Below are 10,878 nucleotides of genomic sequence, written 5' to 3'. Positions count from 1 at the left end.
ACCGTAACTCGCGGAGTTACGGCAGCCGCCCGCCTGCTGAGTACCCGCTCAGCTGTCTCCCCAGGGCAGCCGGGGGTGACAGCGCTGACAACTGTTCCGCGGTGAACCTTGACTCGGGCCCGCCAGGGGTGAATCGTGTGCGTCAGTTGGCCCGGCGGCGTTGCCGGGTTCGCACGACGCAAGGGAGCTTCATGCGCACGGCACGATTCCTCATCGCACCCGTCACCGCGGCGGCACTCGCCCTCTCGCTCGGTGCCTGCGGCTCCGGCGGAGGCGGCTCCGACGCCTCCACGATCAAGATCGCGTACCAGAAGTTCGGCAACTTCACGCAGGCCGACGAGCTGTTCAAGGACGTCAAGGCCGACTACGAGAAGGCCAACCCCGACATCACCGTCGAGCTGGTGCCCATCGAGGCGCAGCAGAACGACTACTTCACCAAGCTCGCCCTGATGAACCGGTCGCCCAGCACCGCGCCGGACGTCATGTACGAGGACACGTACATGATCAAGTCCGACGTCGAGGCCGGATACCTCGCGCCGCTCGACGACTACCTGGCCGAGTGGGACGAGTGGGAGCAGTTCGTCGACAGCGCCAAGGAGGCCGGCGCGGGCGACGACGGCAAGACCTACGGCGTCTCCATGGGCACCGACACGCGCGGCCTGTGGTTCAACAAGGACGTGCTCGCCAAGGCGGGCCTGCCCGAGGACTGGGCGCCGAAGTCGTGGGACGAGCTGCTGGAGGCGGCCCGGGCCATCAAGGAGTCCGACCCCGACGTGGTCCCGTTCAACATGTACTCCGGCAAGCCCCAGGGTGAGGCCGCGGTGATGCAGGGCTTCGAGATGCTGCTGTACGGCACCGGCGACACCCTCTACGAGGACGGCAAGTGGGTGCTGGGCTCGCAGGGCTTCGTCGACAGCCTCGACTTCATCACCACCGTGTTCGGCGAGGGGCTCGCGCCCACGCCGCAGCAGGCGCTCGACACCAACATCGGCAACACCGTGCAGGCCGAGTGGCTGCCCGAGGGCAAGGTCGGCATCGCGCTCGACGGCTCCTGGGTGGCGGGCAACTGGCTCGAGTCCGGCGTCGCGCCGTGGCCCGAGTGGTCCGAGAAGATGGGCACCGCCCCGATGCCCACCCAGGACGGCTCCGACCCGGGTGCCGTGAGCATGTCGGGCGGCTGGACCCTCGCGATGGGCTCCGGCTCCAAGAACCCGGACGCCGCGTTCGAGTTCATCTCGATGGCGCTGAACCGCGAGAACTCCCTCTGGTTCGACGTCGCGAACAGCCAGATCGCGGTGCGGACCGACGTCGCCGAGGACCCGGAGTACACCGCGACCAACCCGACCACCGAGTTCTTCACCGGCCTCGTCGACGTGACCAACTTCCGGCCCGCGACGTCGGACTACCCGAAGGTCTCCAACGAGATCATGGTCGCGATGGAGGCCGTGATGACCGGCCAGCAGACACCGGAGGAGGCGGCCGCCGCGTACGACGAAGCGGTGACGGGCATCGTCGGCGAAGAGAACACGGTCCAGGGCTGACCTGATGGCCGTCTCGTCCCGCGGCGTGGCGCGGGTGGTTCCGCTCGCGCCCGCCGTCGTCCTGCTCGCGCTCTTCATGCTCGGCCCCGTGATCTGGTCGTTCTACGGCTCGTTCACCAACACCGCGCTCACCGGGCCCAGCGCCCTGAACCCGGAGTGGATCGGGTTCGACAACTACGTGGCGCTGATCGGCGACCCCGACTTCCCCAAGTCGCTGTGGCTCACCGTCGTGTTCGTGTTCCTGTCCGCCGTGGTGGGGCAGAACATCATGGGCATCGCTCTGGCCGGCCTGCTCCGCTCCGCGGTCAAGCCGGTGCGCTCGATCGCCTCGACCATCGTCGTGGCCGCGTGGGTGCTGCCCGAGATCGTGGCCGCGTTCGCCGCGTACGCGTTCTTCCACTCCGAGGGCACGCTCAACACGCTGCTCGGCGGCATCGGGATCACGGGGCCGGACTGGCTCTACTCGACCCCGATGCTCGCGGTGATCCTCGCGAACATCTGGCGTGGCACGGCCTTCTCGATGATGGTCTACTCGGCTGCGCTCGCGGAGGTACCGCCCGAGCTCACCGAGGCCGCCCAGCTCGACGGTGCCAACGGGATGCAGCGGCTCGCCTTCGTGACGATCCCGGTCATCCGGCGGAGCATCTCGACCAACCTGATGCTGACCACGCTGCAGACGCTGTCGGTGTTCACGCTCATCTACGTGATGACCGGCGGCGGACCCGGCACGGACAGCTCGACCCTGCCGATCCTGGCCTACCAGGAGGCGTTCAAGTTCGCGCAGGTCGGCTACGGCACAGCCATCGCGACCGTGATGATCATCGTGGGCGGGATCTTCTCCGTGATCTACATCCGCGCGCTCCGACCGGAGGTGGACTGATGACGGACACGATGACGAGGACCGCCGCGCCCGCCCGGAGCGGGGCCGGCTCGCTGGCCGCGCCCCGCGCCACGGCGACCAAGGTGGCCGCCAACGTGGTGCTGCTGGTGATCGCCCTGTGCTTCGTGCTCCCGATGGCGTGGGTGGTCGTCGCGTCGTTCGACGCGCAGGCCACGCTCTCCTTCGGGCTGCCCGACGCCGTGACCACCGCGAACTTCGCGGCGATCATGACGCCGGAGCTCACGTGGCTGCCGCTGTGGAACGCGTTCGTGCTGTCCGCGGGGTCGGGCGCCATCACGGTGGTGGTCGCGGTGCTCGCGGCCTACCCGCTGTCGCGGTACCGCATGCGGTTCGGCAAGTACTTCCTGTACTCGGTGCTCTTCGGCACCTGCCTGCCGATCACGGCGATCATGGTCCCCGTGTACGCGCTGTTCGTGCAGCTCAACCTGCTCGACTCGCTGCCGGGAACCATCTTCTTCATGGCGGCGACCTCGCTGCCCATGGCGATCTGGATGACCAAGAACTTCATGGACTCGGTGCCGATCTCGCTGGAGGAGGCGGCGTGGACCGAGGGCGCCTCCGCGATGCAGGCCCTGCGGCGCGTGGTGCTGCCGCTCATGCGGCCGGGCATCGCGGTGGTGTTCATCTTCGTGTTCGTGCAGGCATGGGGGAACTTCTTCGTCCCGTTCGTGCTGCTGCTCTCCCCGGAGAAGCAGCCGGCGGCCGTGAGCATCTTCGCGTTCTTCGGGCAGTACGGGTCGGTCGCCTACGGGCAGCTCGCCGCGTACTCGCTGCTCTACGCCGCGCCGGTGCTCGGGCTGTACGTGCTGGTCACCCGCATCTCGGGCTCGGCCTTCGCCCTGGCGGGCGCGGTCAAGGGCTGACGCCGGCCGGCTGACCCGGCTGGCTGACGCCGGGCCGGCTCCCGCCGTCAGGCCGGGGTGTCGAACGTAGAGTTGGTCGCTTAATAGGCGCTCATGAAGCGACCAACTCTACGTTCAGTGGATCCATGAGCCCCGCGCCAGCGGCAGTGGCCGCGACGGCGCCCGCGCTCGTCAGCGGAAGACGACCGTGCGGCGGCCGTCCAGCAGCACGCGGCGCTCCGCGTGCCAGCGGACGGCGCGGGCCAGGGTGCGGCGCTCGACGTCCTCGCCGATGCCCACCAGGTCCTCGACCGTGCGGGAGTGGTCGACGCGCTCGACGTCCTGCTCGATGATCGGGCCCTCGTCGAGGTCGCCGGTCACGTAGTGCGACGTGGCGCCGATGATCTTGACGCCGCGGTCGTGCGCCTGCCGGTACGGCCCCGCGCCCTTGAACGACGGCAGGAACGAGTGGTGGATGTTGATGACCTGACCGCTGAGGTCGCGGCACAGCTCGTCGGACAGGATCTGCATGTACCGGGCCAGCACCACGAGCTCGGCGTCGGTCTCCTTCACCAGGCCGCGGAGCGTCGCCTCCGCCTCGGCCTTGGTGTCCTTGGTGACGGGCACGTGGTGGAAGGGCTTGCCGTAGAACGCGGCGATGTCCTCCAGGTCGCGGTGGTTGCCCACCACGCCGACCACGTCGATCGGCATGCGCTGCGACCGCTCCCGGTAGAGCAGGTCCACCAGGCAGTGCGCGGCCTTGGAGACCATGACGAGGGTGCGGATGCGCCGGCCCACGACGTCGAGCGTCCACGTCATCTGGAACCGGCCCGCCACCTGCGTCATCGCGGCGGTGAGCTCCTCGCGCGACGCCGTCGACTCGACCTGCACGCGCATGAAGAAGAGGCCCGACGCCGGGTCGCCGAACTGCTGCGACTCCGTGATGTTGCCACCGTGCTCCGCGAGCATGCCGGCCACCGCGTGCACGATTCCCGGCTGGTCCGGGCAGGACAGGGTCAGGATCCAGTGGGTGGCAGCGGTCGCGTCGTTCACGCGGTCAGGCTAACCCGGCACGGCGACCGGCGGGGTGCCGTCCCGCGAGAGCTCGCGGCGCATCACCCAGCGCCGTCGGCCGCCGCTCACGCCGCCCGTCTCGGCCGCCCGTTCGAAGCCCGCCGCCTCGAACAGGCGCACCGTGCCGACGTACCCGCTGATCACGTCGACCCGCTCCGCGCCGGCGTCGACCGGGTAGCCCTCGACCACTTCGGCGCCGTGGGCCCGGGCGTGCTCGACGGCCCCGGCCAGCAGGTGGTGCATGAGGCCCCGCTTCCGGTACCCGGCCCGGACCACGAAGCGCACCGCCACCCAGGCGTCGCGGTCGTCGACGAAGGGGATGGTGCGGGTGTTCATCAGCCGCCGGTAGGTGGACCGGGGCGCGACCGAGCACCAGCCCGCGACGACGTCGTCCACGTACACCAGGACGCCCGGGCCGGGCTCGGTGGCGCACTGGTCGCGCATGTAGCCGGGGCGGTCCTCCTGCGCCACCCGGCTGTCCCGGTAGGCCATGCACCAGCAGCCCTTGCCGCCAGGCTTCTTGACGCCCACCACCTCGTAGAAGTCGTCGTACCGCCCGACGGCGGGCCGTACCTCGATGCGCTCCATGACCCCGAACCTACGCGGGGTCACCGACACGCCCGCCCGGACCGTGGTCGCCGTCGACTCGGGCGTGTCACCTCTGACACGATGGACCCATGAGCAACTCCACCACGACGATCGCCCTGGTCGAGGACGACCATGCGGGCGAGCTCCTCACGCTGCGCCGCGCCGCGTTCGTCACCGAGGCCCAGCTGTACGACGACCCGAACATCCCCCCGCTGACCCAGACCCTCGCCGAGCTGCGGGAAGACCTGGCGCGGGACGACGTGGTGACGATCGGCGCGTGGGAGGGTCACCGGATGATCGGCTCGGTGCGCGTCGAGATCGAGGGCGAGAAGGCGACCCTCGGCCGGCTCGCCGTGGCCCCGGACAAGCAGGCGCGCGGCATCGGCACCGAGATGCTGTTCGCCGTGCTCCCGTACCTGCCGGAGCAGACCACGGAGATCTGGGTCTTCACCGGCAAGGACTCCAAGCAGAACCTCGCGCTGTACACGAAGCACGGGTACGAGGAGCAGTACGACAAGGCCGCGGGCGACCTCACCTACACCTACCTGCGCCGGGTGCTGGGCGCCGCGGGCGCGCAGCCGGTACCGCAGGAGAAGTAGCTCAGAAGCCCCACGCGTGGAAGGACTCGATGTCCATCCACGCGTCGAACCTGGGGTTCTCGCGGTTCGGGTAGGGCTTGCCGCCGTAGTGCACGGAGAGCCGGTCGATGCCGGCCAGGCCCTCGTCGGGCGTGATCGTCACGGTGCCCTGGATGCTCACGTGCCGGTACCAGCTCTCGCCGTCGAGCACCGTGAGCGAGACCCGCGGGTCCGCGCGCAGGTGGTCCAGGCGCTTGCGCGTGCCGTCGAGGTTCAGCAGCACCCGGCCGTCCTCGTACAGGTACCAGGTGGCCACCGACACGGGCGCGCCGTCGGGCCGGACGGTCGCCATGACCGCGTGGTTCGGGCGTTCGAGGACCTTCGCGATGTGCTCCGGGACCGGGGGCTTGGTCACTTCGTGCTCCTTCGACGTCGGGCGTTCGCCGCAGCCAATCAGGTATCGAGGCCCAGGCCAAGTGCGCCCGGCGACCGCAGCGGCTCCGGCGGGTGCGGGGCCGGGACCTGCCGCAGCGTGCGGAGCGCGGTGCGCTCGGTCCCCGCCCCGCCGTCGAGCACGTCGAAGCGGTCCAGTGCGAGCTCCGCCGCGAAGTGCGTCGCGACGACGCCGAGCCCGGCGAGCCCCGCCACGTGCTGCACGCGGCCGCCGGCGGCCTGGCCGAGGAACGGGCCGGGCCCGTTGGCGGTGCCGGCCGCGCCGCCCCACCGGTGCGTCAGGCGGACGCCCTCGAGCTGGGGGAACGTCGTCAGGAGATGCTCGGCGAGGCGCCGGGAGGCCTCGGGCCGGTTCTCGTAGGCGCGGCGCAGGTGCCCGCCGGGGTGGTAGACGGCGTCGTGCCCGCCGAACACGATCCGGTCGTCGGCCGTGAGCCGGTAGCGGTGGGCCCGGCGGGCCAGGTCCCGCAGCCCCTGCCGGCCGCGCCAGCCGATGGCACCCAGCAGCTCGGCGGACAGCGGCTCCGTCGCGATCGCGTACCCGTACACCGGCACGGTGTGCCGGCGGTAGCGACGCAGCAGGGACGGGAACGCGCCCGTCCCGAGCACCACGCGGTCCGCGCGCACGGCGGCCTCGCCCGCGGGCGAGGTGGTGCGCAGGACGACGTCGCCGCCCCCGCCCCGCCCCGGCGGTACCAGCCGGGTGACCCGCGTCTGCTCGAAGATCTCGACGCCGAGCGCGCTCGCCGCCTGCGCCAGCCCGGCGGCCAGCCGTGCGGGGTGCGTCAGCACGACGTCGTCGGGGCGGACCAGGCCGGCCTCGTAGGTGGGGCTGGCGATCTCGGCACGCACCTTGGCCCGGTCGAGGAAGGTGTGCGGTGCGCCGACCCGGGCGGCGGCGCTCGCGGCCTCCTGCAGCCGGTCGATGTGGTGGAGCTCCACGGCCAGGTCGACCACGCCGGTGCGCTCCCACGGGCAGTCCAGGCCGAGACCGGCCACGGCGGAGCCGACGGCCGCCAGGTGCTCCTGGCCGAGCCGGGTCAGCGCGGCGCGCTCGTCGGCGTCGGGCCGGCCGCCGTACGTGAGCCGCGTCCCGCAGAACCCGCCGTCGCGGCCGGACGCGGCCCAGCCGACAGACCTGCCCTCGATCAGCACCACGCGCGCCCCGGGGTGCCGCTGCCTGGCCCGCAGCGCCGCCCACAGCCCGGCGTACCCGGCCCCGACCACGGCGACGTCGGCCCGCACCGGGGCCGACAGCGTGGGGTAGACGACGGGCTCGCCCAGGTCGTCCTGCCAGAACACCGCTTGCCGCGTCCTGGCCAGGGCATGGTCGACGACAGACCTGGCCGGAACGTTACGCTCGAAGACGGTCTGCCGCCGGTGCCCCATGTCGCAAATCTAGCCAATGCCCGATGAATGCTGGTTTCGGCTGGGTGAGCGCTGGATGACGCCGCAGGTGAGAGGTCAGCCGGCGAGGCAGACCGTCTCGAAGCTGCGGGTCGCGTCGTACCCGAGCTCGAGCTTGTCCTGGGTGCCCTCGGGGCACTCCATCCCGCTGACGATGAGGGCCGTGACCTTGCGCGCGCCGTCCGACGAGCAGGCGAGCTCGCCGCCGTCGCCGTCCACGCAGTCGCCGCTCACGAGCTGTCCGCCGCCCTTGCCCGGGTCGCCGGGGTGGTCGTCGGCCAGGTTGCGTGCGCACACCGCCTGGGTCTCGCCGCCGGCCTGGCCGTCCTTCTGGAAGACGACGTCGGTGCCGGCCGGGCAGTGCAGCTGCGCCAGCGACACGGCGTCCTGGATCTCGAGGATCGAGACCGTGGCGTCGGCGTCGTCGCACGGCAGGGGGCGGTAGGCGTCGGCCCCGTCCGTGCCAGAGGGCGACGGGTTCGGTCCGGCGCACGCGTCGACCGCCCATGCGGCGGCGACGTCGTCCGTGCCGTCGGGCCCGAAGAAGTGGATGCCCACGGCGATGATCACGCCGACGGCGACGAGGAAGGCTACGGCGGACCAGATCCAGTCCCGCCGCCCGCCGCCCTTGCGCCGGCCGCCCTTGCCGTCGGCCTCGCCGGTCCCGCCGGACGGCAGGTCCGGGCCGGGCGGCTGGGTCCGGCCCGGCGGCAGCGGCGTCGCACCGGACGGGACCGGGAACTGGCCGGTCCGCGGCTGGAACTGGCCGGAACGCTGGACGGGCTGGAACTGACTGGAACGCTGGACCGGTTCGAACTGGCCGGAGCTGCGGCGCGGGTCTGGCTGGTGCTCCGGAACGCCTGCGTCCGGTGACACGGGGGAGGGCATGGCGGCACAGTAGCGACGTCGGGGTGAATCGCAAAAGGGTCTCAGGTACTTTCGCTGCAATCCTGCGGTTCCTGGCCTGCGGCCGGGTGCGACGCGGGCGCGCGGCGGGCGGGTGGCGGGCGTGTGGTGGCCGCACGGTACGGGCTCCGGCCGCCGCTGCTACGATCTTCGGGTCGCGACTGGCGTCAGGTGGATCACCACCGGGGAGCGACGAGTCATGCCGACGACGGGTCGTTCGCCTGGGCCCTGGGTCACCTTGTGAGAGGTGCACGCCCGGGCCAGTCGTGTCACGGCGCGTGTGCCCTCCACCGCCGTCCGACCATTCCCCGTCCCGCATGAATCGAGGAGCCATGAGCGCATCGACCCCCGACCCGCTCGCCACCCCGCTCGCCGAGCTCGACCCCGAGATCGCCGCCGTCCTGGACGGAGAGCTGGCCCGCCAGCGTGACACGCTCGAGATGATCGCGTCCGAGAACTTCGTGCCGCGCGCCGTCCTGGAGGCCCAGGGCTCGGTCCTGACCAACAAGTACGCCGAGGGCTACCCGGGCCGTCGCTACTACGGCGGCTGCGAGCAGGTGGACATCGCCGAGAACCTGGCGATCGCCCGCGCCAAGGACCTGTTCGGCGCCGAGCACGCCAACGTCCAGCCGCACTCCGGCGCCCAGGCCAACGCCGCGGTGCTGCACGCCCTGATCAACGCGGGCGACAAGATCCTCGGCCTCGAGCTGGCCCACGGCGGCCACCTCACGCACGGCATGAAGATCAACTTCAGCGGCAAGCTGTACGACGTCGGCGCCTACGGCGTGGACCCGCAGTCCTACCGCATCGAGATGGACGAGGTGCGCAAGAAGGCGCTGGAGCACCGCCCCGACGTCATCATCGCCGGCTGGTCGGCCTACCCGCGTCACCTCGACTTCGCCGCGTTCCGCGAGGTCGCGGACGAGGTCGGCGCCAAGCTCTGGGTCGACATGGCGCACTTCGCCGGCCTCGTGGCCGCGGGGCTGCACCCGTCGCCGGTGCCGCACGCCGACGTCGTCTCCTCGACCGTGCACAAGACGATCGGCGGGCCGCGCTCCGGCTTCATCCTGTCCAAGCAGGAGTACGCCAAGAAGATCGACTCCGCGGTGTTCCCGGGTCAGCAGGGCGGCCCGCTCATGCACGTGATCGCCGCCAAGGCCGTCTCGTTCAAGGTCGCCGCGACCGAGTCCTTCAAGGACCGCCAGGAGCGCACGCTCCGCGGCGCGTCGATCATCGCCGAGCGCCTCTCGCAGCCCGACGTCGCCGCGGCCGGCGCGTCCGTGCTGACCGGCGGCACCGACGTGCACCTGGTGCTCGTGGACCTGCGCAACTCGCAGCTCGACGGCCAGCAGGCCGAGGACCTCCTGCACGACGCCGGGATCACCGTGAACCGCAACGCCGTCCCGTTCGACCCGCGCCCCCCGCGCGTCACCTCGGGCCTGCGGATCGGCACGCCGGCGCTGGCCACCCGCGGGTTCGGCGACGCCGAGTTCACCGAGGTCGCCGACATCATCGCGACGGCCCTGAAGGACGGCGCCGCGACCGACGTCGACGCCCTGTCCGCGCGGGTCGAGAAGCTCACCGCCGCGTTCCCGCTCTACCCGGGGCTCTGAGCCGATGACCGCACAGATCCTGGACGGGAAGGCCACGGCGGCCGCCATCAAGGCGGAGCTCAAGGACCGCGTCACGGCGCTGCGCGAGCGCGGCGTCGTGCCGGGGCTCGGCACGCTGCTGGTCGGCGAGGACCCCGGCTCGCAGTGGTACGTCGCGGGCAAGCACCGCGACTGCGCCGAGGTCGGCATCGCGTCGATCCGGGAGGACCTCCCGGAGACCGCGACACAGGAGGAGATCGAGGCCGCGGTTCGGCGGCTGAACGAGGACCCGGCCTGCACCGGGTACATCGTCCAGCTCCCGCTGCCCAAGGGCATCGACACCAACCGCGTGCTGGAGCTCGTCGACCCCGACAAGGACGCCGACGGCCTGCACCCCACCAACCTGGGGCGCCTGGTGCTGCGGGTCAACGAGGACGTCACGTCCTCGCTGCCCTGCACGCCACACGGCATCATCGAGCTGATGGAGCGGCACGGCATCAAGCTCGCCGGCAAGGAGATCGTGGTCCTGGGCCGCGGCGTCACCGTGGGCCGCCCGATCGGCCTGCTGCTCACGCGGCGCGCCGTCAACGCGACGGTCACCCTGACGCACACCGGCACGCAGGACCTCGCCGCCCTGGTGCGGCGAGCCGACGTCGTCGTGGCCGCCGCGGGCGTCAAGGGCATCGTGTCCGGCGACATGGTCAAGCCGGGCGCCGTGCTCATCGACGTCGGTGTCTCCCGCGAGATCAACCCGGAGACGGGCAAGTCGCGGGTCGTCGGCGACGTCTCGCCCGAGGCCGCCGAGATCGCGGGCTGGGTGTCGCCCAACCCCGGCGGCGTCGGCCCCATGACGCGGGCGATGCTGCTGGCGAACGTGGTCGAGTCGGCGGAGCGCTCGCTGGCCTGACGCCTGATCTGCCGATCTGCCGATCTGCCGTCGAATGTAGGAGTAGTGGGGGGGGGAGCCCCGTGAGGGCGGCGAAGGCGACGGGGGGC

The 10,878-nt window shown here is 71.6% G+C and carries 11 protein-coding genes and 1 riboswitch; of the genes, 6 read left to right on the top strand and 5 right to left on the bottom strand.

Annotated elements, in window-relative coordinates; genetic code table 11:
* Positions 1-191: 191 nt before the first annotated feature.
* From ACFWEJ_RS22460 to ACFWEJ_RS22450, 3 genes are read left to right on the top strand one after another with little or no spacing between them, the layout of a single operon-like run.
* The gene (locus tag ACFWEJ_RS22460) at positions 192-1,541 is read left to right on the top strand and encodes an extracellular solute-binding protein (RefSeq protein ID WP_377231407.1); all 1,350 of its coding nucleotides are present in this window, start codon (positions 192-194) and stop codon (positions 1,539-1,541) included.
* A gap of 4 nt (positions 1,542-1,545) precedes the next feature.
* On the top strand, positions 1,546-2,421 hold the full coding sequence (locus ACFWEJ_RS22455) for a carbohydrate ABC transporter permease (protein ID WP_377231406.1): 876 nt from the start codon (positions 1,546-1,548) through the stop codon (positions 2,419-2,421).
* Positions 2,421-3,305 carry a carbohydrate ABC transporter permease gene (locus ACFWEJ_RS22450; RefSeq protein ID WP_377231405.1) on the top strand — a complete coding sequence of 295 codons (885 nt, stop codon included), beginning with the start codon at positions 2,421-2,423 and terminating at the stop codon, positions 3,303-3,305. Before ACFWEJ_RS22455 ends, ACFWEJ_RS22450 begins: the two co-directional genes overlap by 1 nt.
* 171 nt (positions 3,306-3,476) lie before the next feature.
* On the opposite strand, the gene purU is transcribed toward ACFWEJ_RS22450, so the two are convergent.
* Both purU and ACFWEJ_RS22440 read right to left on the bottom strand, forming a co-directional pair.
* Complete coding sequence (gene purU, locus ACFWEJ_RS22445) at positions 3,477-4,337, bottom strand: formyltetrahydrofolate deformylase (protein ID WP_377231404.1); 861 nt, start codon at positions 4,335-4,337, stop codon at positions 3,477-3,479.
* A gap of 9 nt (positions 4,338-4,346) precedes the next feature.
* Positions 4,347-4,946 carry a GNAT family N-acetyltransferase gene (locus ACFWEJ_RS22440; RefSeq protein WP_377231403.1) on the bottom strand — a complete coding sequence of 200 codons (600 nt, stop codon included), beginning with the start codon at positions 4,944-4,946 and terminating at the stop codon, positions 4,347-4,349.
* A gap of 89 nt (positions 4,947-5,035) precedes the next feature.
* Between ACFWEJ_RS22440 and ACFWEJ_RS22435 the strand changes: the two genes are divergently transcribed.
* Entirely contained in the window at positions 5,036-5,545 is a 510-nt protein-coding gene (locus ACFWEJ_RS22435) for a GNAT family N-acetyltransferase (RefSeq protein WP_285103188.1), read from the top strand.
* Position 5,546: 1 nt separating this feature from the next.
* Here the strand turns inward: ACFWEJ_RS22435 and ACFWEJ_RS22430 are convergent, their stop codons facing one another.
* The 3 genes from ACFWEJ_RS22430 to ACFWEJ_RS22420 all read right to left on the bottom strand — a co-directional run bounded on the left by ACFWEJ_RS22430 (position 5,547) and on the right by ACFWEJ_RS22420 (position 8,272).
* On the bottom strand, positions 5,547-5,939 hold the full coding sequence (locus ACFWEJ_RS22430) for a PPOX class F420-dependent oxidoreductase (RefSeq protein WP_377231402.1): 393 nt from the start codon (positions 5,937-5,939) through the stop codon (positions 5,547-5,549).
* A gap of 38 nt (positions 5,940-5,977) precedes the next feature.
* Positions 5,978-7,366 carry an NAD(P)/FAD-dependent oxidoreductase gene (locus ACFWEJ_RS22425; protein WP_377231401.1) on the bottom strand — a complete coding sequence of 463 codons (1,389 nt, stop codon included), beginning with the start codon at positions 7,364-7,366 and terminating at the stop codon, positions 5,978-5,980.
* A 75-nt stretch (positions 7,367-7,441) separates the two neighbouring features.
* Complete coding sequence (locus ACFWEJ_RS22420; protein ID WP_377231400.1) at positions 7,442-8,272, bottom strand: hypothetical protein; 831 nt, start codon at positions 8,270-8,272, stop codon at positions 7,442-7,444.
* Between the two features lie 165 nt (positions 8,273-8,437).
* Positions 8,438-8,524: riboswitch (ZMP/ZTP riboswitch) on the top strand.
* A 98-nt stretch (positions 8,525-8,622) separates the two neighbouring features.
* On the opposite strand from ACFWEJ_RS22420, the gene glyA reads away from it, so the two are divergent.
* A complete protein-coding gene (gene glyA, locus ACFWEJ_RS22415; RefSeq protein WP_377231399.1) occupies positions 8,623-9,903 on the top strand; it encodes a serine hydroxymethyltransferase in 1,281 nt (426 codons plus the stop codon).
* Positions 9,904-9,907: 4 nt separating this feature from the next.
* The gene (locus tag ACFWEJ_RS22410; RefSeq protein ID WP_377231398.1) at positions 9,908-10,789 is read left to right on the top strand and encodes a bifunctional methylenetetrahydrofolate dehydrogenase/methenyltetrahydrofolate cyclohydrolase; all 882 of its coding nucleotides are present in this window, start codon (positions 9,908-9,910) and stop codon (positions 10,787-10,789) included.
* The last annotated feature ends 89 nt before the right edge of the window (positions 10,790-10,878 follow it).

This window comes from Promicromonospora sp. NPDC060204, assembly GCF_042728455.1.
GTDB lineage: Bacteria > Actinomycetota > Actinomycetes > Actinomycetales > Cellulomonadaceae > Promicromonospora.
This window is presented reverse-complemented; position numbering and strand designations above follow the sequence as displayed.